Annotated in this window: 23 protein-coding genes; 10 read left to right on the top strand and 13 right to left on the bottom strand. The window is 56.3% G+C overall.

The features are described 5' to 3' along the window. Positions 1 to 246 precede the first annotated feature (246 nt). Positions 247 to 477 (top strand): DUF2554 family protein, encoded by a 231-nt coding sequence (locus ACMGGH_RS16600; RefSeq protein ID WP_232948233.1) that lies wholly within the window; start codon positions 247 to 249, stop codon positions 475 to 477. On the opposite strand, the gene ACMGGH_RS16595 is transcribed toward ACMGGH_RS16600, so the two are convergent. Beyond that, positions 478 to 2,442 (bottom strand): peptidase U32 family protein, encoded by a 1,965-nt coding sequence (locus tag ACMGGH_RS16595; RefSeq protein WP_048958188.1) that lies wholly within the window; start codon positions 2,440 to 2,442, stop codon positions 478 to 480. A gap of 80 nt (positions 2,443 to 2,522) precedes the next feature. Continuing rightward, positions 2,523 to 3,050, bottom strand: coding sequence for a helix-turn-helix domain-containing protein (locus ACMGGH_RS16590; RefSeq protein ID WP_045260498.1), 528 nt, complete (start codon positions 3,048 to 3,050; stop codon positions 2,523 to 2,525). 92 nt (positions 3,051 to 3,142) lie between these two features. Here ACMGGH_RS16590 and ACMGGH_RS16585 point away from each other — a divergent pair, with 92 nt between their 5' ends. Beyond that, entirely contained in the window at positions 3,143 to 4,315 is a 1,173-nt protein-coding gene (locus ACMGGH_RS16585; RefSeq protein ID WP_232948232.1) for a benzoate/H(+) symporter BenE family transporter, read from the top strand. Here the strand turns inward: ACMGGH_RS16585 and ACMGGH_RS16580 are convergent. Further along, entirely contained in the window at positions 4,289 to 5,161 is an 873-nt protein-coding gene (locus ACMGGH_RS16580; RefSeq protein ID WP_232948231.1) for a helix-turn-helix domain-containing protein, read from the bottom strand. The two genes, ACMGGH_RS16585 and ACMGGH_RS16580, sit on opposite strands and share 27 nt — an antisense overlap. Before the next feature lie 174 nt (positions 5,162 to 5,335). On the opposite strand from ACMGGH_RS16580, the gene ACMGGH_RS16575 reads away from it, so the two are divergent. Then, positions 5,336 to 6,232, top strand: a complete 897-nt coding sequence (locus ACMGGH_RS16575; RefSeq protein WP_047365193.1) for a DMT family transporter — start codon at positions 5,336 to 5,338, stop codon at positions 6,230 to 6,232. Between the two features lie 33 nt (positions 6,233 to 6,265). Here ACMGGH_RS16575 and ACMGGH_RS16570 read toward each other — a convergent pair whose 3' ends face one another. Both ACMGGH_RS16570 and ACMGGH_RS16565 read right to left on the bottom strand, forming a co-directional pair. Further along, positions 6,266 to 6,940: a DUF3313 domain-containing protein gene (locus ACMGGH_RS16570; RefSeq protein ID WP_028013119.1), complete on the bottom strand. Its 675-nt coding sequence runs from the start codon at positions 6,938 to 6,940 to the stop codon at positions 6,266 to 6,268. A 134-nt stretch (positions 6,941 to 7,074) separates the two neighbouring features. Then, complete coding sequence (locus ACMGGH_RS16565) at positions 7,075 to 8,670, bottom strand: ABC transporter substrate-binding protein (RefSeq protein WP_232948384.1); 1,596 nt, start codon at positions 8,668 to 8,670, stop codon at positions 7,075 to 7,077. Between the two features lie 111 nt (positions 8,671 to 8,781). Here ACMGGH_RS16565 and pepT point away from each other — a divergent pair, with 111 nt between their 5' ends. Further along, positions 8,782 to 10,011 (top strand): peptidase T, encoded by a 1,230-nt coding sequence (pepT, locus tag ACMGGH_RS16560; RefSeq protein ID WP_232948230.1) that lies wholly within the window; start codon positions 8,782 to 8,784, stop codon positions 10,009 to 10,011. Here the strand turns inward: pepT and tehB are convergent. After that, complete coding sequence (gene tehB, locus ACMGGH_RS16555) at positions 10,008 to 10,601, bottom strand: tellurite resistance methyltransferase TehB (RefSeq protein ID WP_028013116.1); 594 nt, start codon at positions 10,599 to 10,601, stop codon at positions 10,008 to 10,010. The two genes, pepT and tehB, sit on opposite strands and share 4 nt — an antisense overlap. Beyond that, a complete protein-coding gene (gene tehA / locus ACMGGH_RS16550) occupies positions 10,601 to 11,602 on the bottom strand; it encodes a dicarboxylate transporter/tellurite-resistance protein TehA (RefSeq protein WP_028013115.1) in 1,002 nt (333 codons plus the stop codon). The genes tehB and tehA overlap by 1 nt, the downstream gene beginning before the upstream one ends. 122 nt (positions 11,603 to 11,724) lie before the next feature. On the opposite strand from tehA, the gene ydcK reads away from it, so the two are divergent. Beyond that, entirely contained in the window at positions 11,725 to 12,705 is a 981-nt protein-coding gene (gene ydcK / locus ACMGGH_RS16545) for a YdcK family protein (protein ID WP_232948229.1), read from the top strand. On the opposite strand, the gene rimL is transcribed toward ydcK, so the two are convergent. From rimL to ACMGGH_RS16525, 4 genes are all read right to left on the bottom strand, one after another. Beyond that, on the bottom strand, positions 12,700 to 13,248 hold the full coding sequence (gene rimL, locus ACMGGH_RS16540) for a 50S ribosomal protein L7/L12-serine acetyltransferase (protein ID WP_232948228.1): 549 nt from the start codon (positions 13,246 to 13,248) through the stop codon (positions 12,700 to 12,702). The two genes, ydcK and rimL, sit on opposite strands and share 6 nt — an antisense overlap. A gap of 45 nt (positions 13,249 to 13,293) precedes the next feature. Continuing rightward, on the bottom strand, positions 13,294 to 14,949 hold the full coding sequence (locus tag ACMGGH_RS16535; protein WP_045260490.1) for a glucan biosynthesis protein D: 1,656 nt from the start codon (positions 14,947 to 14,949) through the stop codon (positions 13,294 to 13,296). Between the two features lie 242 nt (positions 14,950 to 15,191). Beyond that, positions 15,192 to 15,965, bottom strand: a complete 774-nt coding sequence (locus tag ACMGGH_RS16530; RefSeq protein ID WP_025756391.1) for a transporter substrate-binding domain-containing protein — start codon at positions 15,963 to 15,965, stop codon at positions 15,192 to 15,194. A gap of 22 nt (positions 15,966 to 15,987) precedes the next feature. After that, positions 15,988 to 17,157, bottom strand: coding sequence for a pyridoxal phosphate-dependent aminotransferase (locus ACMGGH_RS16525; RefSeq protein WP_126326017.1), 1,170 nt, complete (start codon positions 17,155 to 17,157; stop codon positions 15,988 to 15,990). A 114-nt stretch (positions 17,158 to 17,271) separates the two neighbouring features. Here ACMGGH_RS16525 and ACMGGH_RS16520 point away from each other — a divergent pair, with 114 nt between their 5' ends. Next, positions 17,272 to 18,114, top strand: a complete 843-nt coding sequence (locus ACMGGH_RS16520; RefSeq protein ID WP_192971053.1) for a LysR family transcriptional regulator — start codon at positions 17,272 to 17,274, stop codon at positions 18,112 to 18,114. Here the strand turns inward: ACMGGH_RS16520 and ACMGGH_RS16515 are convergent. Together ACMGGH_RS16515 and ACMGGH_RS16510 are read right to left on the bottom strand one after the other, a co-directional pair. Next, positions 18,101 to 19,606, bottom strand: coding sequence for a carboxylesterase/lipase family protein (locus tag ACMGGH_RS16515; RefSeq protein ID WP_193067049.1), 1,506 nt, complete (start codon positions 19,604 to 19,606; stop codon positions 18,101 to 18,103). The genes ACMGGH_RS16520 and ACMGGH_RS16515 overlap by 14 nt on opposite strands. A 43-nt stretch (positions 19,607 to 19,649) precedes the next feature. Beyond that, entirely contained in the window at positions 19,650 to 20,993 is a 1,344-nt protein-coding gene (locus ACMGGH_RS16510; RefSeq protein WP_232948227.1) for a VOC family protein, read from the bottom strand. A gap of 506 nt (positions 20,994 to 21,499) precedes the next feature. Between ACMGGH_RS16510 and ACMGGH_RS16505 the strand changes: the two genes are divergently transcribed. The 4 genes from ACMGGH_RS16505 to ACMGGH_RS16490 all read left to right on the top strand — a co-directional run bounded on the left by ACMGGH_RS16505 (position 21,500) and on the right by ACMGGH_RS16490 (position 23,033). Then, positions 21,500 to 21,685, top strand: a complete 186-nt coding sequence (locus tag ACMGGH_RS16505; RefSeq protein ID WP_004150795.1) for a general stress protein — start codon at positions 21,500 to 21,502, stop codon at positions 21,683 to 21,685. Between the two features lie 94 nt (positions 21,686 to 21,779). Then, on the top strand, positions 21,780 to 22,274 hold the full coding sequence (locus tag ACMGGH_RS16500; protein WP_008502272.1) for a ferritin-like domain-containing protein: 495 nt from the start codon (positions 21,780 to 21,782) through the stop codon (positions 22,272 to 22,274). Positions 22,275 to 22,297: 23 nt separating this feature from the next. Beyond that, positions 22,298 to 22,501 (top strand): hypothetical protein, encoded by a 204-nt coding sequence (locus ACMGGH_RS16495; protein ID WP_008502273.1) that lies wholly within the window; start codon positions 22,298 to 22,300, stop codon positions 22,499 to 22,501. A gap of 25 nt (positions 22,502 to 22,526) precedes the next feature. Beyond that, complete coding sequence (locus tag ACMGGH_RS16490) at positions 22,527 to 23,033, top strand: ferritin-like domain-containing protein (protein ID WP_028013107.1); 507 nt, start codon at positions 22,527 to 22,529, stop codon at positions 23,031 to 23,033. Position 23,034 lies beyond the last annotated feature (1 nt).

Genomic DNA, 23,034 nt, shown 5'->3' with positions numbered 1-23,034 from the left:
TTATGAATGACCCATTCCTTAGCCAGAGATTCACTATTATATAGGATTTATCCTTAATGCGAACATCCAACTATGGACCAGAAATAGGAGGTTTACAAAAACGCACATATATTTTAAGAAAAATCCTAATCGGTATTATGAACCCACGTTATTTGACATTTTCTTTGCGCTATTTTGAAATTTTGAATAATAACCCTAAACAATAATTGGCATGATTTCCCCGCGCTGTTCTTATTCGGTGAATGTATGTTCAAAAAAGGGCTATCTTTTATCATGCTTATTTGTGCCCTCTTTTCCGGCCAGCTGATGGCCGGGCACAAAGGCCATGAATATGTTTGGGTAAAGAATGTGGAGTATCAGCTGCGGCATGAGGCCGACAGTGACGAGTTACGCAGTGTAGCGGAAGAGTCAGCGGAGGGTTTGCGCGAACACCACCTGTGGCAGAAATCGCGCAAACCGGACACGCACGTAAGGTAATTAACTGCCCTTGCGTTTCGGAAGGGTTTTCATCAGATCGTCCGGGCTCACGGACGCAACGATGCTGCCCGGCGGTGGCATTTTGAAAATGTGGTTTTTCATTTTTCCGATAACATGCATTTCGCAAGGACGGCAGTCAAACTTCAGGGTCAGGACTTCGTCACCGTTGACCAGCTGCATGGGGGTGGCCTTCCAGCTTTTAATATTCCCTTTCGCCTGTTTCGGGCACAGGTTAAAAGCAAAGCGCAGGCAGTGCTTGGTGATCATCACCGGCACATCGCCCTTCTCTTCGTGCGCTTCATAGGCCGCGTCGATAAGCTGCACGCCGTGGCGATGATAAAATTCACGCGCTTTATGGTTGTAAACGTTGGCCAGGAACGATAAATGGGTGTCCGGATACACAGGCGCAGGAACGGATTCGGCCTTACGGCTGCCGCGCGGATACTGCGCCAGGCGTGCGGCATCCAGCATCTCTGCGGTTTCGCGGCGGAACTGGTTCAGCAGGCTGTTCGGCACGAACAGTGCGTCCGGCAGATTAACCTCGATGGCGCGCGCGTAGTAAATCGTCTGGCCCAGCTTCGCTACGCCGTCCTTCAGGCTGTTAAGCGCTTTATCCGCGTTGTTTGCCACCTCGAACAGGCCATCAAGCGTATGCGTTACGCTGATGCCGTCTTCGCAGGTCATGGTCAGGATCAGCTGCTCTTCCCAGCCGCCCAGCTCAATGTCCACCGCGATGCGACGCTCGCTGGAGGTTTTCAGCAACGCCTGCTGCCAGTTATGATCCAGATTACGGTTGAGCGGCGCGTTCGGCCTTGCCTTGTAGAGATCGGCAGGCATTTCATTCGGCCAGACGCGGTAGCGGTTCTCGCCGGTTTTTTCGACCGTGTTGGCGCGGAAGCCCACCACTTCACGCTTAATCATCACGTTCAGGCCGTCGCCGTTCGCCAGCGGCTCGGTCACTTCAACGTCCAGGTGATCTTTCGCCACTTTCAGCACTTCACCGACCGGTAAACCGATAAACTTCGGTGAGTCAAACGCGCCAATATCCCCTTTGCGGGCGTTCACGAAATAGTCCGTGCTGCCGCGGTGGAAGGTTTTGTCCGTTGACGGAATAAAGAAATGTTCGGTACGACCGGCCGAGGCGCGCGCCAGGTCACCGCGATCTTCGATGATGGCGTCCAGCATCTGGCGATAGTGCGCGGTGATGTTCTTCACGTAGCTCATATCTTTGTAGCGCCCTTCAATCTTGAAGGAACGCACGCCCGCGTCGATCAGCGCGCCCAGGTTGGCGGTCTGATCGTTATCCTTCATGGAAAGCAGGTGTTTTTCGAACGCCACCACGCGACCTTGATCGTCTTTCAGGGTATACGGCAGACGGCAGGCCTGCGAGCAGTCGCCGCGGTTGGCGCTGCGGCCCGTCTGGGCGTGGGAAATGTTGCACTGGCCGGAATAGGCCACGCACAGCGCGCCGTGGATAAAGAATTCGATCGTCGCGTCGGTTGCCTGGTGAATATCGCGGATCTGATTGAGGTTCAGCTCGCGGGCCAGAACGATCTGCGAAAAGCCCACGTCGGAGAGAAACTTCGCCTTCTCAACCGTGCGGATATCACACTGGGTGCTCGCATGCAGCTCGATAGGCGGAATATCCAGCTCAAGCACGCCCATGTCCTGAACAATCAGGGCATCGACGCCGGTCTGGTAGAGATCGGTAATCAGACGCTGCGCGGGCTCCAGCTCATCATCATGAAGAATGGTGTTCAGGGTCACGAACACTTTCGCCCCGAAACGGTGGGCGAACGGCACCAGATCGGCAATATCGCGCAGGCTGTTGCTGGCGTTATGGCGGGCACCGAAGCCAGGGCCGCCGATATAGACGGCGTCAGCGCCATGAAGGATCGCTTCACGGGCAATGGCGGCGTCGCGGGCCGGGCTTAAAAGTTCAAGATGATGGGATTGCAGGCGCATACTTCGTCGTTATCCGTTATGGTCAAAATGGCGGCTATTGTAGTCAGAAGTATGCGCCAGCGAAACAGTTTTGCGTAGCCTCAGCGGGGATAATGGATCAGAGAGTGAAAATGCACCGGCCTGTCGCTGCTGTTGCGGTAGGCGTGCGGTTTATCGCCGGCAAAACGGACGCCAGAATCGGCATGCACCGTCTGCCACTCGTCGTTGATGTTCATCTCCAGCTCGCCGCTGATGACCACCACATGTTCAATCACGCCAGCCTCATGCGGCGTGGACTCGCTCAGGGCACCCGGTGCCAGCGTAATGGAGAAATGATCGAACCGGAGCGTCTCATCCCAGGGAAAGAGCGGTTTGACCACCATCGCCTGCTGCTGTGAATCAAACACAGCTGGCCTGTCCGCCTCTGGCGTAATGAAAGCGGAAAACGGGACGTTCAGCCCGGTGGCAATTTTCCACAGCGTCGACACCGTCGGGCTGGACTCATTGCGCTCGATTTGCCCAAGCATCGCTTTCGACACGCCCGTTTCGTCCGCCAGCTTCGACAAACTCCAGCCGCGCGCCTGGCGCAGCGTTTTCAGCGTTGCTGCAAGATGTTGTGTAATATCCATGCTCCCTCCTGATGGCCCTGAGCATACCACTTGTACGCTATAGCGCACAGTGTTACCTTATCGCGGACGTTATAACGCACAGCGGAGTTTCTATGCGCCCTACCTCTCATCTCGTTCCAGTCGTACTGGCTGGATTTGTCGCCGTTCTGGTCGGTTACGCCAGTTCGGCAGCCATCATCTGGCAGGCCGCCGCGGCGGCAGGCGCCAGCGCGCAGCAGATTGCGGGCTGGATGACCGCGCTGGGGGTTGGGATGGGCGTCAGCACGCTGGCGCTCTCCTGGTGGTATAAAGCTCCGGTGCTGACCGCCTGGTCTACGCCCGGCGCGGCGCTACTCGCCACCAGCCTGCACGGCGTGACGCTGGCCGAGACAATAGGCGTGTTTATCTTCGCCAACGCGCTCATTTTACTCTGCGGCATGACCGGGCTTTTCGCCCGCCTGATGAAGCTGATCCCACACTCACTGGCTGCGGCCATGCTGGCAGGCGTACTCCTGCAGTTTGGGCTGCATGCGTTTGCCCATCTGGACGGGCACTTTCTGCTGTGCGGCAGCATGATTGCCGCGTGGCTGCTGGCGAAAGCGCTGGCACCGCGCTATGCGATCGTCGTTACGCTGCTGGTGGGCGGGATCGTGGCGTGGGCGGGAGGTGACGTTGTCACCGATAAAATCACCCTTTCCTTCGTGACACCTGAGTTTATTGCGCCCACGTTCACCTTCACCAGCCTGGTGAGCATCGGCTTGCCCTTCTTCCTGGTGACCATGGCCTCGCAAAATGCGCCCGGTTTCGCGACCATGAAAGCGTCCGGCTATCCGCTGGCGGTCTCACCGCTCATTATTTTTACGGGCGGGCTGGCGCTGCTGCTGTCCCCCTTCGGCGTCTTTTCCATCTGCATAGCCGCCATTACCGCCGCTATCTGTCAAAGCCCGGATGCCCACCCCGATGCCGGTAAACGCTGGCTGGCGGCTATCGCCGCGGGCGGGTTTTATCTGCTGGCGGGAGTGTTCGGCGGATCCATCACCGGGATAATGGCTGCGCTGCCGCTCAGCTGGATCCAGACGCTGGCCGGTCTGGCGCTGCTGGGTACCATCAGCGGGAGTTTATATCAGGCGCTGAATCATGAAGCGGAGCGCGACGCGGCTATCGTCACGTTTCTGATGACCGCAAGCGGCGTCACGATCCTGGGCATCGGCTCGGCATTCTGGGGGCTGGTGCTGGGCGGCGTAAGCTATGCCCTGTTTTCACGCGCTCGCCGCGCGCAGTTGTGACGGCGTGATGCCCATGACGCTGCGAAAACGGTTACTGAAGTGGCTGGCGGAGTTAAACCCGCAGGCCAGCGCGATATCCGTCAGCGGCGTCGAGGTATGCTGCACCAGGTTTTTCGCTTTTTCCATGCGCCGTTGCATAACGTACTGATGCGGCGCCAGCCCCGTCGACTGGCGGAACATGCGGGCAAAATGGTATTCGCTGAGTGCGGCCTGCGCCGCCAGATCGGCCAGCGTCATGGGCTGCCCGAGGTTTTCTTCAATAAAAGCCAGCACGTTGCGCAGAACAAACGGCGATAGCCCGCCGGTAACGACCGGGAGCTTCCACTGAACGTTGGCGTAGTTTTGCAGCAGGTGGGTCAACAGCAGCGTTGAGGCCGTGCTCAGGGTGAGCTGGTTGGCCTGCTGCTGCCAGTCGCAGCCGAGCAGAAACTGGCGGTACAGCGCGGTGATCTTCGGGTCGCTGCCAAAAATGCGCTCGTCCAGAGTCAGCGACAGGGGCCGCTTGTCCCAGATTTTTTCGCCCACATCGCGCAGGTGTTCATCGGTGCAGTAGAGATGGACAAACGACAGGTCATCGCGGATGTCCCACGTCGATTCGCTCTCTTTCGGCATCAGACAGAAACGGTCCGGTCCCCCACCGTTCTTCCAGCCGCCCGGCGTCTTTTGATAGCTCTCGTAACCGTCGGCAACGTACAGGCTAAGGGTATGATGATTGCTTTTAACCGTTATCGTATCGTGCTTGTTGTACCACGCCGCCAACTGAATGCCGGAATTGAGCGCGACCGTTTCCCGCAGGACCGCATTCTGCTGGCGAAGCGTTTCAAAGGTATCGTAAGCGTGAGACATAACCGTTAGCGCGTTATTGAGTGAACTGTCAGTCTAAGAACTGTTGTTCCCCGTTGCCAGCCCCCGGAAAAGAAAAAAGCGCAAGATTTTGCAAGTCTACCGCAAGCCGGTGAAAGCCCCAGAGCGATGACAGCGCCATACTGCGGGCTTCCGTGGTTTGAGAAGAGAAAAAATATGAACGCGTTATTATACGGACTGGTGGTGATCATCTGGGGAACCACCTGGATTGCCATTTTCCTGCAGCAGGGTCCCGTACCCGCCCCCGTCTCTATTTTCTGGCGTTTCGCGGTGGCCAGCGCCACGATGATGGTGGTGTTACTTGCCCTGCGCCGGTTGCGTAAGCTGGCGCTGCGGGATCATCTGTTCTGCATGCTTCAGGGATGCTGCGTCTTCTGCTTTAACTTCTGGTGTTTTTATACCGCGGCGGCACACATCAACACCGGGCTGGAATCGGTGATCTTCTCCATGGCGGTGCTCTACAACGCTATTAACTGTTTTATTTTCTTTGGACAGCGCCCGCCCGCGCGTTTCTGGACGGCGGCGGCGCTGGGTCTTGTGGGGATCGTGACCCTTTTCTGGGACGACCTGCTGGCCAGCGGCTGGAGCGTATCGCTCCTGACGGGCATTGGCCTTTCCGCCCTCGGCACGTACGGCTTCTCGCTGGGCAATATGATCAGCATGCGCCATCAGCGCAGAGGTCTGGAAACCATGACCACCAACGCCTGGGCTATGCTTTACGGCACGCTGGTGATGGGGGGTATTGCGCTCTTCAGAGGCGACAGTTTTACCCCGGAATGGACGGTCACCTATATGGGCGCGCTGCTCTATCTGGCCCTCTTCGGCTCGGTGATTGCCTTTGGCGCCTACTTCACGCTGGTGGGACGTATCGGCCCCGGGAAAGCGGCCTACAGTACGCTGCTCTTCCCGCTGGTGGCGCTCTCTATCTCAACGGTGTATGAAGGCTACGTCTGGCATATCAACGGTATCGTCGGTTTGCTGCTGATTCTGGGCGGGAATATGGTGATGTTCACGAAACCAGAGACCTGGTTCAGGCGCCTGCGTACGGCGTAAAAAAACGGCCTGCGCAATGCAGGCCGCTTAACGTTATTTCGCTGTTTTATGCACGTCAAACATGGTGGCGTCCGTCGCCATGTCGTCAACAACCTGCTTCAGCGTCGCAAAGGTCATCGGCGTACTTTCGTTATTCAGCTCTTTACCTTCACCTTTACGAACCACCTTCATCACTGGTTTATTGGTGGCCGCGTCGATCAGCTCACCTTCAAAGTAGAGATGGGTATCCATGGTGCGATGGCCGGTAGCCATCTGCGTGCCCGCTACAACCAGCGCGACCGGCACCACTTCATAGAACTGCAGGCCTTCTTTCTGCGAACTCACCCCGGTGATAGCACCGCGGAAAATCAGGCTGTGTTTACCCGGCGTGGTCACAATCGGCTTACGGGTACCAATAGCCGTTTTCATTTTGTTATTGGTGTAATTCAGCAGTTCATCAAGGGTTTGTTTCCCGATCTGAGTCGTCGGTTTTGGCGTTGGATAATAGGTGATTGGCGTCCAGATAATGCTGTCATAGTTGGCTTCGTTATAGGAAGGGTCAACCCAACGCAGCGTTGGTTTACCCGTTGCAGACGTCGTCTGCTGCAAGCCGGAATAATCTTTTAAAAAGCCTGAATATTGTTCTGGAGCCGCGACTTTTGAAGAACAGCCCGCCACTGCCAATAAACCAGTAAGCACTGCAACTTTAAAAAAAGTTTGAGTACGCATGATAGTTTTCCATGTAATCTGCAAGTATGCATTTGAAGTTATAGCAAAAGTTCGGTGGGTTTGTTGTGACAAAAAATGACGTGGGGAGCACAAATTGCGAAAAGAATGCCCGGCAGCGTACCGGGCAGAGAAAATTACTGATTAATATCCACCTGCCAGAACAAATGTTTACCAAACGGATCGATTTCGTAACCTGTCACCTCTTTGCGCACCGGTTCGAAGATCGTTGAATGCGCAATCATAACCGCCGGCATCTGGTCATGCATGATCTGCTGCGCCTCTTTATACAGCGCCACGCGCTTGTCGCGATCGGTAGTTGATTTTGCCTCCGCGATAATTTTATCGAACGGCTTATAGCACCACTTCGCCGAATTCGAACCGCCGTTGGCCGAGGTGCAGGTAAACAGCGGGCCAAAAAAGTTATCCGGGTCGCCCGTTGCGGTCGTCCAGCCCATCAGGGCAGCCTGATGTTCACCGTCCTTCACGCGCTTGAGATATTCGCCCCATTCGTAGGTGACAATTTTGGTCTGCACCCCCACCTTCGCCCAGTCAGCCTGAATCATCTCCGCCATCCGTCTGGCGTTCGGGTTATAGGGCCGCTGGACGGGCATCGCCCACAGGTCAATACTCATGCCGCCGGCTAAACCGGCCTCTTTCAGCAACGCTTTGGCTTTTTCAGGATCGTAATCGTAATCCTTCAGCTCGCTGTCAGCGCTCCAGACGCCCGGCGGCAGCAGGTTTTTCGCCGCGGTGCCGGTGCCGTGAAACACCGCGTCGATAATGGCCGGCTTATTGATCGCCATCGCCAGCGCCTGGCGAACCTTCACGTTATCCAGCGGCGGCTTTTGGGTATTAAACGTCAGGAAACCCGTGTTCAGCCCGGCCTTGCTCATCAGCGTAATATCTTTATTAGCCTTCATACGCGACAGATCCGCCGGGTTCGGGAACGGCATCACCTGGCATTCGTTTTTCTCAATTTTGGCAAAACGCACGGAGGGATCCGGGGTGATGGTAAAGACCAGCCTGTCCAGCTTTGATTTCCCCTGCCAGTAGTCGGCAAACGCCGTAAACAGAATGCGGGAATCCTTCTGATACTGCGCCAGCTTAAACGGCCCGGTGCCAATGGGCTGCATATCCACCTTCTCCGGCGTGCCCGCTTTCAACATTGCATCGGCATACTCCGCGGAGAGGATCGAGGCAAAATACCATGCCAAATCCGCAACAAACGGCGCTTCAGGGTGCGCCAGGGTAAAGCGCACCGTGTGGTCATCGACTTTATCAATAGCGGTAATCAGGCTGCCAAACTCCAGGCTTTCGAAGTTGGAATAGCTGCCGTTTGAGACATTGTGATAGGGATGGTTCACGTCCTTCTGGCGCATAAACGAGAAGATCACGTCATCGGCGTTAAAATCGCGGGTCGGCGTGAAGAATTTATTGCTCTGAAACTTCACCCCTTTACGCAGATGGAAGGTGTAAACCTTGCCGTCGTCGCTCACCTCCCAGCGCTCTGCCAGGCTCGGCACCAGCTCCGTGGTGCCGGGTTTGAAATCGACCAGCCGGTTGTAAACCGGCACTGCGCTGGCATCCACGCTGGTGCCCGAGGTGTATAACTGGGGATTAAAGTTTTCCGGTGACCCTTCGGAGCAATACACCAGCGTTTTCGCGGCTACGGTGGAACTGACCGTGAGCGCAGCGAGTGCCAGCGTTAACGTTGTGCGTTTGCTTGTCATCATTTATTCCTGTCTTTTTAATTCGACGGCTAATTAATTCTTTTGCCATTTCATAAATAACATTAAAGTGAAGTGGCAAACACCCGAAAAATAAATAAGGAAGAAAACACTATGGGCTCGCCGCTTTCCAGACAATTAACGCACCGTTTTTTCCGCTATCTTGCGATTACCAGCCAGAGCGATCCGAAAGTAAAAACTCTGCCCTCGACGCCGGGCCAGCACGACATGGCGCGAGAGCTGGCGCAGGAGCTGGCGCAGCTGGGTTTAGACGACATCGTGATTGACGAATTCGCGACCGTGACGGCAGTGAAAAAGGGCAACGTGCCCGGCGCGGCGCGCATCGGCTTTATTACCCACATTGATACGGTAGACGTCGGTTTATCACCGAATATTCATCCACAAATATTAACGTTTAATGGTGAAGATCTCTGTCTGAATAAGGAAAAAGACATCTGGCTGCGCGTGAACGAACACCCGGAAATTTTGGCTTATCCGAATGAGGAGATTATTTTCAGCGACGGTACCAGCGTATTGGGCGCAGACAATAAAGCGGCGGTGACGGTGGTAATGACCGTACTGGAAAACCTCACCGCTGCGCATCAGCATGGCGACATTGTGGTCGCGTTTGTGCCCGACGAAGAGATTGGCCTGAACGGCGCCAAGGCGTTGGATCTGAAACGCTTCGACGTGGACTTTGCCTGGACCATCGACTGCTGTGAGCTGGGAGAAATTGTTTACGAGAATTTTAACGCGGCAGCGGCAGAGATCCACTTCACCGGCGTGACGGCGCACCCGATGTCCGCCAAAGGGGTACTGGTGAACCCGTTATTGATGGCGACCGACTTCATCAGCCATTTCGACCGCCAGCAAACCCCGGAGTGCACCGAGGGCCGCGAGGGCTATATCTGGTTTAACGGCATTCAGGCCGGACAGAACGACGCCGTGCTAAAGGCTAATATTCGCGATTTTGATAAAGCCAGCTTTGACGCCCGCAAGCAGCAGATTGCGGACGTCGCCGCGCTGATTGCCGCCCAACACCCGACGGCGAAGGTCGACTATCGCATTGAAGATACCTACAGCAACATCAGCAATGCGATTGGTGAAGACCGGCGCGCCATCGACCTGATGTTTGAGGCGATGGAATCGCTCGGCATCACCCCAAAACCGATCCCTATGCGCGGCGGCACGGACGGTGCGGCGCTGTCGGCAAAAGGGCTACTCACCCCGAACTTCTTCACCGGCGCGCATAATTTCCACTCGAAGTTTGAGTTCCTGCCGCTGTCGTCGTTCGAGGCGTCTTACAAGACTGCCCTGCAGATCTGCCTGCTGGCCGCCCGTTAAGCGGGCTTGCGCGCCAGCATGGTGGCAAAGCGCAGCTTGATGCGGTTGCCGTTTTCATCGGTGCGGTGCAGTTCGCCAACCTCTTCGTTGTATTTGAGCAGCTCCCAGCCTTCGTAGTAGCTGCTCAGCTCACCGCTTTTGAACGCAAACGGGAAGCCGACGGTGCACGGGTAATCCGCCGTGTCCATCGCGGCAACGATCAGGTTGTAGCCGCCGGGTTTGGTGCAGCGCTGCATATTGGCGATAAGGCCCGGAATGGTTTTCGCCTCCAGGAACATCAGCACCACGGTGGAGAGAATAAAGTCGTACTCGCCGTCAAAGCTCAGGCTGTTAAGATCTTTGACGGCAGTGTGCAGATTCTCAATCCCTTCTGCCGCCTTGATGCGCTCAATGTTATCAACGCTCATCGGGTTTTTATCCCAGGCGGTCACCTCGTGGCCGTTGGCCGCCAGGTAAAGGCTGTTGCGGCCATTTCCGCAGCCCAGATCCAATGTCTTTCCGGGCTTTACGATCCCGGCGCTGTACAGCACCTCTGAATGCGTACGGGTTAAGCCATATTTCTCTGTGAAGTAATTTTCATCGACAGCCATTATTTTTCCTCAGATTGCATAAGCAGTGCCTTATCAGTGCGCACCAGAAGTTTGCCCTGAATCAGCAGAATAAACGTACGGACCAACAGCATCCCAATGATGAGATTGGTAAAGATAAACAGCGGCACGGCAATGGCGTGGAAGAATCCAGACGAACTGCCGTGACCCAGATGCAGCCCGGTGGTAGCCAGAGCCGACACGCCAAACGAGAAACTCCAGAAGGAGGCGTTAAACGGCTGAGACACATACCACGGCAGCAGGCGCAGCATAAAGAGCAACTGCAACAGGCCGTAGCCGAACAGCATTTTGGCGAAGGTGTCGGCTTCCCCACCGTTGACGCTAAACCAGGCGCTGCACGCCACCAGCGCGGGCGCCAGCTGAATGCCTAAAGCGGTGCGCTGCGCGGTGGGAAGCTCCCCGGCGCTGCGAAGACGCTGGAGGATCACCGGCTCCAGGCTGAGCCAGGAAAAGACGCCCGCGCCGAGAAAAACGAGCCCTGCATCGTTGAACCCCAGAGCACCGCACGCCATCGCGCTGATGAAATTATTCGCCACCGTCGGCAGATACAATCCGGGCGTGGTAGCCTCCTGCGGGTGCCTGCCTCGCCAGAGCCCGGCGCTTTGCCAGGCGGAATAAGCAAGCTGTAACACCACGCCCACGCCGAACAGCGCCAGCGATACCGGGCGGAACCAGGGCACAAAACCGATGGCGACCAGCATGGTGGTAGCCGGAAAAAGGCTGACGAAGCTGCTCATTACCGGGTGGCGCATCTCTGCCAGCACGCTGTGCGGGAAACGGATCGCACGGGTAATAAACGCCGTCGTCAGTAAAAACCAGCAGGCAACTGCGAGAGCGACCAGAATCTCACCCGGCCAGCGCGTCACCGGCCACAGGGTGCTGGCGTATCGCCAGGCGAAACCCATGCCGATGATGCCCAGCACCATGCCAAAATAGCCTGCGGGAAGGTTAAGCGCCTGTTCAGGTTTGTTTAATTTATTCATTAATTTGAATTTTTAAAATGTATTTTAAATGCCATTTTAAGGGGTTTCAGCAACGGATGCCAGCACAACGGAAAGCCGAAAGTTTGCTACGTTTAGTGAAGACGCATATCAGGGACCCCACGATGAATAAGTATCGGCTCAGCGATGAAACCCGGCTCTGGCAATGGAAAAATGGCGAAACATCCCACTCAACGACGCTGCGGCAGATTATCGCTACGGTGGACTTTAACGATGTGAAGGCCGGCACGAAAGGCGGCTGGATTGACGATGAGCGCGCCCTTGCGCAGGACGGAGACTGCTGGATCTACGATGAAAACAGCGTGGTATTCGCTGGCGCAACCGTGTCCGGCAACGCGCGCCTGACCCTGCCGTGCACCGTCAGCCATGACGCGCATATCGGCGATAACTGCTGGCTTGACGCCGCAGAGGTCAGCCACGGGGCGCTAATAAGTGACAACGTCACAATTCAGCACTCCTGCGTGCGGGGTGAGTGCCATCTTTACGGCGACGCGCGCGTCCTGCACAACAGCGTCATCATTGCCGCTAAAGGCCTCACGCCGGACCACGACCAGATCCTGCAAATCTACGGCAAGGCGACGGTAAGCCGATCGCGCATTGTGCATCAGGCACAAATATACGGCGAGGCGATGGTGAATAACGCGTTTGTTGAGCACCGCGCCGAAGTGTTCGACTGCGCGATCCTCGAAGGTAACGAACTCAACAACGTCTGGGTGTGCGACTGCGCCAAAGTGTACGGCAACGCCCGCGTGATAGCCGGTTTCGACGATGACGCCATCCCTACCGTGCGCTACAGCTCTCAGATTGCCGAGAACGCCGTGGTGGAAGGAAACTGCATCATCAAGCACCACGTCCTGATCGGCGGTCAGGCATGGCTGCGCGGCGGGCCGATCATGCTGGATGATAAAGTGGTGATTCAGGGACGCGCGCGGATCAGCGGCGACGTGCTGATTGAGCATCAGGTAGAAATCACCGACGATGCGGTGATAGAGGCCTTTGCTGGTGAGAGCATTCACCTGCGCGGTGAAAAGGTGATCAACGGCGACCAGCGCATCACCCGCACGCCGCTGCTGGGGGCGCTATAGGGTATAAATTTTGCCGTAGATGTTCACATCGTCATAGGCGCCATTGAGGTATTCCGCTTCCCGCAGGCACCCTTCCAGCGTAAAACCGTTGCGCAGGGCCACGCTGTTGCTGTGCTGATTCGCCACCCGACACTTGATCACAAAACGGCGGATCTCTCCGCGCTCAGCGTAGTAGCGCATAAACGCCTGCAGCGACTGCGAGAGGATCCCCTGCCCCTGGTGCGCTTCATCCAGCCAGTAGCCGATGTACGCGGCTTTGTTGGCAGGCTCAATCGCATTAAACGACAGTACGCCGACCAGCGCATCCTCCCTGAAGATCAAAAACATTTTGGCGTAGCCGCGCTGGTGCAGCATCTGGTTACTCTGCACGTTGCGTCGGGTGTCATCTTCAGTCCCCACGTGCTGCGCCCAGTCAAAGGCGGTTTGCAGATAGGCCCTGTTTTTGACGACGAGGTTATGCAGTTCGTCGGTGTAACGCTCTTCGACGGCGCGAAGCTCGAGAGCGTCAGATACGGGAATAGTTTCGGATTGTGTTGCGGTCATTGCCCCTCACCCTAACCCTCTCCCTGTGGGAGAGGGAATCGATCGTTAACGCATTACCCGGTCATCAACGTAATGACGTTTATCCGGCGCTGGCGGGAAATACTGATACAGCCAGGTTTCGCTGATGGCATCGCCCTGGCAGCGCAGGAACAGGCGCATATCCACCGGCTCCGTCGAATCCGACGTTGGGTACCAGTCAAACAGAATGCGATACCCGTCAAACGGCTCAACGTAAAGGATCTCAACCTGCTTCGCTTCACCGCTGGAGAGCGTAATCACCGGCTCAATGCCCTTCGGCGCAGCGGCCTTCAGGTCGCCGCCGACGAAATCAATCGCAAAGCGACGGGCCCACACTTTCGGATAGTGTTCGCCCGGCGCCCAGCCCTCCGGGAAGCCGCCCATGCCGGTACGGGTCGCGTAAACGTTGGCCAGCGGGGAACGCACCGGCGGCTGCGCGCTCCAGTAGAGACGATATTTAAAGTCCAGCTCGTCGCCCGCTTTCACCGGTTTTTCCGGCTGCCAGAAGCAGACCACGTTATCCAGCGTTTCACCGGTGGTTGGGATCTCCATCAGCGCGATAGATCCTTTCCCCCAGTCGTTGCGCGGCTCAACCCACAGGCTCGGGCGCTTGTTATACCAGCCCATCACGTCCTGATAGTGCGAGAAATCGCGATCGAGCTGCAGCAGGCCGAACCCTTTCGGATTTTTGTCCAGATAGGCATTAAACTGCAGCTTCTGCGGGTTATTGAGCGGACGGCAGATCCACTCCCCGTTGCCGCGCCACATTGCCAGGCGGTCGGAGTCGTGGATTTGCGGGTGAATGGTGTCGCACATGCGGCGTTCGTTGTTGCCGCAGCTGAACATGCTGGTCATCGGCGCGATGCCCAGCTGCTTAATGTCCTTACGCGCGTAGAGATGGTTTTCCACCTCCATGATCACCTGGCTCTTCTCGCAGTGGATCACGAATTTATAGGCACCGGTGACGCTCGGGCTGTCCAGCAGCGTATAGACGGTAAAGGTGGTATCGCCAGGCTTGACGGTTTCAAACCAGAAGGAGGTGAAGTCCGGGAACTCTTCCGGGGTGTCGGTAAAGGTATCTACCGCCAGACCGCGCGCGGAAAGCCCGTACTGGTAGGTGTCGTCCACCGCGCGGAAATAGCTCGCCCCGAGGAAAGAGACGATATCGCGGCGCGCCAGCTCAGGCGCTTTAAAGGCGCGGAAGCCCGCAAAGCCGAGATCGCTTTGCCCTTCCAGCTGTTTGGTATCGACGCCCGTGTCACCGTAGCTGAACAGCTCAGGGCGGAAGTGGATCTCGCGCGCCATAGAGGTAGACTGGTCCAGCGAGAACATCCGCACGCGGCGGCGGAACCCCATTCCCATATGGAAGAACTGCACGTCCAGCTGACGCCCTTCAATGTTGTTCCACAGAGACTGTTTTTCATCGTAGCGGATGGCGTTATACGCCTGCGGCGTCATGGTCGCCAGCGTCTCCGGCAGCGGACGCGGCGCGCCACCCCACGGGGTTTTCGCCAGGTCATGCGCCATGGATTGCAGTACGGAGAAGTCAAACCGACGGCTCTGACCGTCAGCGATGTCAGAGTCAGCCGCATATGCCGCTTTGGAAAACAGGGAAGCAAGGCCGGAGGTGCCGCTCAGGGCTGCCACAGCCAGCGAGCCTTTTAGAAAACGTCTGCGATTCATGCCTGGAAAAACGTCCTTATGGTCGTGTGAATGTGTTTCGCGCTCGGCGAAATGACGGCAAGAAAGAACGCACAGCCTAAACAAAAATGGTTAAGAATCCAATTGTTGGCCGGTGATTATCTGAACAAAGTGAGAAATATTTTCTGTCGACCAGAACGGCCCGAAAGTGGTGTAAAGAAAGCCTGGAAAATGTGTAGAAAAATGCCCCGTCAGGACATCAGCTGACGGGGCCAATGAGGCGGTTATTTTACGCTGACATCGATACCCGGGAAGTACTTATCAGCGAGTTTGGCGATCGTGCCGTCGGCACGTACTTTATCAATGGCGGCATCAAGCTGCTTTTTGGTGGCCTCGTCACCTTTGCGCAACCCAAAGCCGATCCCACTGCCGAGGATTGTGTCGTCAGACACCGGTTTGCCGATGAAGCCAAACCCTTTCCCCTGCGGCTTGCTGAGGAAACCTGCCTGCCCGGCCGCGGACATGACCAGCGAGGCGTCAATGCGGCCATTCAGCAGGTCACCCCAGGCCATATTCTGATCTTTATACGACACCACGGTGACACCCTGCTTTTCCCAGTGCTCTTTGGCATAGGTTTCCTGAATCGACCCCTGCAGCACGCCGATGGTTTTCCCCTTCAGCCCTTCAGGCGTTGCTTCGACCGCCGTACCGGCCTTGCCCACCAGCTGAGACGGAATGCGGTAGATCGGCTGGGTAAAATCGATGCTCTTGCGGCGCTGCTCGGTAATGTTCATCGCCGAATTGATGGCGTCAAACTTCTTCGCCACCAGCCCCGGGATCAGCGCGTCAAACGAGGTTTCGACCCAGCTGCACTTCAGCGCTGCCGCTTTGCAGATGGCATTTCCCAGCTCTACGTCAAACCCTTCCAGTTCGCCTGCCGCATTACGGCTTTCAAACGGCGGATATTCCGCTTCCAGACCGTAGCGCAGCTCGGTGGCCGCGAAGGAGGAAAAGGTACACAGCAATCCCATGCCGACAACTAGCGCGCGTAATTTCATTTCAAACTCCTCAGAGCCTATCTCAGCGTGGTTTAACCCGACACAGGGCTTGAGCGCCTGCCCGTAACGTCGCCTCATCTTTCGCAAAAGAGAGGCGAATCAATTTATTATCCGTGCCGTCGGCATAAAACGCCGACAGCGGAATGGTGGCAACACCGTACTCAACAATCAACCGCTTCACCAGCTCGCTGTCGCGCTCGTCGCTAAACTGGCTGTAGTCCGCCAGCATAAAGAACGACCCGGCGCTCGGCAGCAGGGTAAACGGCGAATCGGCCAGCAGGCCGTGCAGCAGATCGCGCTTACGCTGGTAAAACGCCGACAGCGACAGCCAGGTTTGCGGATCGGTCATGTGTTCTGCAAACGCGTATTGCATTGGCGTATCGGCAGAGAACATCAAAAATTGATGGACTTTACATATCTCGTCCATCAGCTCTGCGGGTGCCACACAATAACCCACGCGCCAGCCGGTGACGTGATAGGTTTTTCCGAAAGAAGAAATAATCACGCTACGCTCCGCCAGCTGCGGGTGCGTGGCCATCCCGTAGTGCGGTTCCCCATCAAACACGACGTGTTCGTACACTTCGTCAGACAAAATAATGATGTCGGTATTGCGCGTCAGCGCCGCCAGCTGCTGCAGGTCATTAGCGGAGAAGACCTGGCCGCTCGGGTTGTGCGGCGTATTGATGATGATCATGCGCGTGCGCGGGGTGATTGCCGCACGGACCTCATCCCAGTTGACGGCAAAATCCGGCACCGTGAGCTTGATGGCGACAGGCGTTGCCCCCTGCAGACGAACAATCGGCGCGTAGCTGTCAAACGACGGCTCAAAGTAGATCACCTCATCGCCAGGGTGCACCAGCCCGCTTATCGCCGAATAGAGCCCTTCGCTGGCGCTGGCGGTGACCAGCACCTCGCTGGTAGGGTTATACTGCGTGCCGTAGAGCGCGGCAATCTTATCGGCGATGCGTTCTTTGAGCGGCTGCAGGCCGGTCATCGACGCATACTGGTTATGCCCTGCCTCCATCGCGCGGGTAACGCCGTCGATCAGCTTCGGGTCGCAGGAAAAATTCGGTGCCCCCTGAGAAAGGTTGATGGCGTTATGCTGGGCCGAAAGCTGGCCGATAACGGTAAAAATGGTGGTCCCCACGTCTGGCAGCTTGGAGCGCGTTTGCACCGGCGTTCGTAAAGTCATCCTCTTTCCCTTCTCATGGATATTGCATAACTATTCAAACAACAACTCCGTTGCCGGGACAATCGAATTGTTGTCATAATAGCCATGAGAAAAATGCATAGCTGAGGTGTTTCAATGTCACGCCGTTCGCTCCCGCTCAATGCCATCGACGCATTTTTAGTCACCGCGCGTCATCTGAATCTTACCCACGCCGCCGCGGAACTCTGCCTGACGCAGGGGGCCGTGAGCCGTAAGATTGCCTCCCTTGAAGCCTGGTTTGGCTTTCCGCTGTTTGAGCGCCACGCGCGCGGGTTGCGCCTCTCCCCTCAGGGCAGCGCCCTGCTTCCCGAACTGCAGTCCTCCTTCGAACAGCTGCTGAGCGTGGCCGACCAGGCCCGCAGCCAGCACACGGTGATCCGCCTCAAGGCCCCCACCTGCGCGATGCGCTGGCTGGTGCCGCGCCTGCTGGAAGTGGAGCGCGAGCAGCCGGATCTGCAGATCGCGCTCACCACCACGACCGATCATAACGTCAATTTCAAAACCGAATCATACGATGCCGCCATCGTCTTCGGCACGCACATGAGCGCAGGCGATCTGCTGTTCGAAGAGGCGCTGACGCCGGTGTTCAGCCCCGTGCGAGCGGGTGCCGCGCTGGGTTCGCTGACGTTTCTTCATCCGACAAGGGATAAGACAGACTGGTCACTGTGGCTGGCGAATCAGGAAGGTACGGGCTTTGCTATGCACAAAAATCAACACTTCGATACGATGGATCTCGCCATTACCGCCGCCATTCAGGGGCTGGGCGTAGCCATTGCCGACGAAACGCTGGTGGCAGAAGATATCCGCGCCGGAAGGCTAATGCGGCCCTATGAGACCAGCATTAAAACCGGCGCGAGCTACCGGCTGGTGCTGCGCGAAACGCCTTGTCAGGAGAATGGTCTGGCGGCGTTTCGCGCCTGTTTGCTTAATCGAGGCTGACGTGGTGCTTCATTACGCGCTTGAAGAGGCTCATGCGGGCGCGCATAAAGCGGTTTTCAAGCCTGAAACCTGCATGTTTATTCACACCAATACGTAACAGCACGTCCCGCCCTTTGCGGCAGGCGGGCCAGCGCGTCGGCCCGTGAAGGCTGTCATGCGTTCCGGCATCGCGCGCAAAGCTCACCCAGTAATCAGCCACCTGGGCGGCAAACGCCAGATCCCGTTCGTTAACGTACTGGCGCGAAGGCTCCACCTGCCCGAGGGTATCGAACGCGTACGGCACCTCATTGCCGTGCCAGGCACCGTTGATATAGGTGGCGTGTTCCGCTTCGGCCACATAGTCAAACCAGTAGCGCCAGCAAAGCCCGCCGACGCGCTGCTGGGCCTGCATCACCACGTAGCCCATAGTGGTGAAGGCCATGTCGCGGCACACCTGCCTGCCGAGCTCCTCGTCGCCCTTCACGCCCGGATAAAGCAGCTTGATGAGCCCCAGCCCGAAGCGGCGCTCCCGGCGAAGCTTCTGGATCTGCCCGGCGAGATCGACACCAAACACCGCCATCACGCTGGCTTCATCGCTGTTGGAGCCAATCATCACCGGCACGGGATGCTGGCGGGCGGCGAAAAAGACGTCCAGCATCGCCTCCGGCAAAACGCAATCCCCAACGATAGGGGCCGGGGCGACGTTCAGCGGCGCGGTCAGCGGCCAGAACGCCTCGGGCGGGATCGCGCGCAGCTGCTCTGCCGTCGCATTTTTCAGCCCGAAGTGGGCGGCCAGCGCTTCCCCTTTTTGCAGGGCCTGCGCGCGCGGCGTATCCGGCAATGTGTACCCGCTTTGCACTATCGCCTTATGGAAGAGTCCTTTCGCCAGCGGCGAGGCCAGCAGCGACAGCACGCTGCGCGCGCCGGCGGATTCACCAAACAGGGTCACGTTATTCGGGTCGCCACCAAACGCGGCAATATTATCCCGCACCCATTCGAGCGCGGCGATCTGGTCCAGCAGGGCAAAATTATGCACCACCCGCTCCTCTTCACCTTCCAGAGCGGGATGGGCGAAGAAGCCGAGATGGCCGAGACGGTAGTTAATCGTGACGACAACCACCCCGCGGGATGCCAGGGCCTTGCCGTTATACGGCGGCAGGCTTCCGGCGCCGATCGTAAACCCGCCGCCGTGCAGCCAGACCATGACCGGCAGCGGCCCGGTACGGTCGATAGGGGACCAGACGTTCAGATAGAGGCAGTCTTCAGAAAACTGGCCGGGATCGCCCCCGCCCAACTCCTGACAATATTCACTGCTTTGCCAGCTTGAGGGCGAAAAGTCGGTAGCTGCACGCACGCCATCCCAGCGTTCCGGCGGCCGGGGTGAGCGCCAGCGCCAGTCGCCAACGGGCGGTGCGGCATAGGGAATACCGCGCCAGAGGTGAACGTTTTCATCGGTTAAACCAGACAGTGCGCCCTGGCGCGTTTCAACCACAGGGGCGGAAGGATTTTGCATAACGACCTTATTTTTTCCATCACACCCCTGAAGAGTAACGATTTCAGAGCAAACCGCAACGCTGTTTGCTGCGCGTTTCCGCCTCCTCGTAGAGCGTAAATTCGTCATACACCGGGCAGCCGAGTGCGGCTTCAAACGCATTGCGGCTGGCATTTCCGTGGCTGCGCGCCTGGGTTTCATTCCCGAGATTGGACTGGAAAATCCCCGCCGCGCTGACCGGAAGGAAATCTTCGTAAATTATCGGCTGGGCCACCACCCACCCGCGCTCGATCAGCGGCTGCGGGTCATCCCCCGGACGAAACGCGTGACGATGGGCCTCTCCCGCCGGGGTCAGGCGATAGCGAAAATACGCCAGCCCCTGACGGCGCAGGAACATTTCGCTGTCCGGGAAGGCGCTGAAAATCTCCCGCAAATGCAGCTGGTGCGTGAGGTTATCTTTTCCGGTTCCGGCCTGGGCCAGCAGGCTATCGTACAGTTCACGGCCTTTCGGGGTCAGTGCCACGCCGCGCTGTTCAATTTCACCGAAGCGCGCGGTGTGGGTGCCTTTATGTTCCCCGGCGAAAAGCACCGGCTCTTCGAGGGCTTTAAAGCTGGTCTGACGCAGCAGGATCGGCACTTCACGACGCGGCGGCCCTTCGATCAGAATTTTGGGCTCAATCCCGTACTTCGGCATCAGCTCCTGCACACGGTCAATGTCCAGCGTGCGCGGCGTGAGGTGGTTGATATGGCACCCCGGGAAGCAGACCACGTCAGCTATCAGGCGGTGCTCGTTACTCAACGCCAGGTAGGTCTCCTGGTCGACCGTTGCATGACGGTGCCAGCGGAAGGTTTCTAACGCTTCCTGCACAAACTCGTGCGCCTGCGCTTCGGTAAAGTGCCCTTCCGACTCATGGAGGTCAATAAGTTCCAGACAGCGCGGCGTAAAGATGTTCCGCTGAGAGAGAATTTCTGCCGCCCGCTCGCGTAACGCCACGTTTTCAATCAGCTCAAGGCGCAGCAGTGAGGTAAAGATACGAAACGGATTGCGGCACAGCGCCGCATCGTCAACCGGACGAAACGCCGTTGAGTGGACCGGTACCCCCGCCTGAGAAAGATCGTAATAGCTGACCGGGAACATGCCCATGATGGCAAACATACGACGCAGGGTGGAAAGCTCTTGTGCCGTACCGACGCGGATCGCCCCGTGACGCTCCACGTTCAGGCGCGCCAGCTCGTCGGCGTTCGCCAGTTGTTCATGTAATAGTGGATTATTTTCCAGAACCGCCAGGTTTACGTCCGCGACCAGCTCAAGCAAGGTGCCGTACTGCGGAACTTCCTGCTGGTACATCGCCGACATAGCCTGCGAAAAATGTTCCCGAATATCATCAGCCGTGATGGTGTTCGCCATGATGTCATGCCTCCAGTGAATATTACCTGGAGTGTAGAGAAGGCCGTTCCTTCCGGGGGGAAGAATTTCTGATTTGTGATCTTAAGACGCCAGTGGTTAAACCGTGTGCTACCGACCCCTGTCAGCCACCTCGTCATCTTTTTCCAGGATTTTCCTTATGATTCGTAGCGGCTATTTTTTCTAGCCCTTAAGGGGTAATTTTCTCCTTATCACCGCTTGCAAATTATTCGTTTTTGCTAAGTCATTATTATTGGCCTCAACCTTCCGCTTTTTAAATGAAACTTAGGACTAATCCGATCATTTGTTTACAAGTCCTTCCCACACTTCCATATTTCTAAACCAAGCGAAGCGCAAACGCAGCAATAATTAAATATAACGCAACCGCTAATGGCGAAACGAATTTGACGTATGCCTCACAGCGACTAGAGTTATTACTCGAACGACGAGTGATACGGAATATTTTCGTATCGTACTGACATAACCAATATATGACTATGAGGTTTAATATGGCAGAGCATCGTGGTGGTTCCGGTAATTTCGCTGAAGACCGTGAAAAAGCATCAGAAGCTGGACGTAAAGGCGGCCAGCACAGCGGTGGTAATTTCAAAAACGATCCGCAACGCGCATCTGAAGCGGGTAAGAAAGGGGGACAGAACAGTCACGGCGGAGGCCGTAAATCTGATAACTCCTGATCTTATTTAGTACTCTTTTAATAAAACCTGAGAGCATGCTGCGGGCTGAAAAGCTCGCAGTACCCTTTCCTTATTTTACCGGAGCGTAATTATTATGAATATGAAAAGTGTTGAGGATGTATTTATTCATCTTCTGTCCGATACCTACAGCGCTGAAAAACAACTTACCCGAGCGTTAAGCAAACTCGCTCGCGCCGCCTCCAGCGAAAAGCTGAGCGCCGCCTTCACCGCGCACCTGGAGGAGACGCAGGGTCAGATTGAACGTATTGACCAGATCGTCGAACAGGAAGACGGTATTAAGCTCAAGCGCATGAAGTGCGTGGCAATGGAAGGCTTAATTGAAGAAGCCAACGAAGTTATCGAAAGTACGGAAAAAAATGAAGTGCGTGATGCCGCGTTAATTGCCGCTGCGCAAAAAGTGGAGCATTACGAAATAGCCAGCTACGGTACCCTTGCGACCCTCGCAGAACAACTGGGCTACAAAAAAGCCGTTAAACTTCTTGCCGAAACGCTGGAAGAAGAGAAAGAGACCGACCTTAAACTCACCGACCTGGCCGTTGGCAATATTAACCAAAAAGCGCAGAAATGACGCGATAAGACAGGTTAAATAAAATGAGCATCAGTCCCAGGACAATTAAACGGTGCCATTTAGCGGCAGCAATAATATGGTTCATTCTCGCTATCCCTTCCGTAATATGGTGGAAGAATAGCGTACTATGGGTCATTATCATCAGCATTTACGCCAATATTGTCGGCCACTTATCTGGCTACAGTGCCGCACGTGCCGATCAGGCTGCTGAAAGTGAGACCAAATAAGCGAACCCCTAATGAGGATACAATGATGAATCACGTAGAACACTACCATGACTGGCTACGCGATGCCCATGCAATGGAAAAGCAAGCCGAATCTATGCTGGAGTCCATGGCCAGCCGTATTGATAATTATCCTGATGTTCGCGCCAGAATTGAGCAACATATTAATGAGACAAAACGGCAAATTACATTGCTGGAGGAAATCCTCGACCGTAATGATATTTCTCGTTCGGTCTTAAAAGACTCGATGAGCAAAATGGCGGCCCTGGGTCAATCCATCGGCGGTATGTTCCCGTCCGATGAGATCGTTAAGGGCTCGATCAGCGGCTATGTCTTCGAACAGTTTGAAATCGCCTGCTACACCTCCCTGCTCGCTGCGGCGAAAAAAGCGGGCGATACCGCCTCTGTGCCTGCCATTGAGACGATCCTCGCAGAAGAGCGCGAAATGGCCGACTGGCTGATTCGCCATATCCCGCAAACGACGGAACAGTTCCTGCTGCGTTCAGACGCAGACGGTGTCGAAGCGAAAAAATAAT

Source organism: Enterobacter sp. BNK-16 (assembly GCF_048684955.1).
GTDB classification, from domain to species: domain Bacteria; phylum Pseudomonadota; class Gammaproteobacteria; order Enterobacterales; family Enterobacteriaceae; genus Enterobacter; species Enterobacter bugandensis.
The sequence above is the reverse complement of the archived record's forward strand: the minus strand, read 5'-3'. Positions and strand labels throughout refer to the sequence as shown.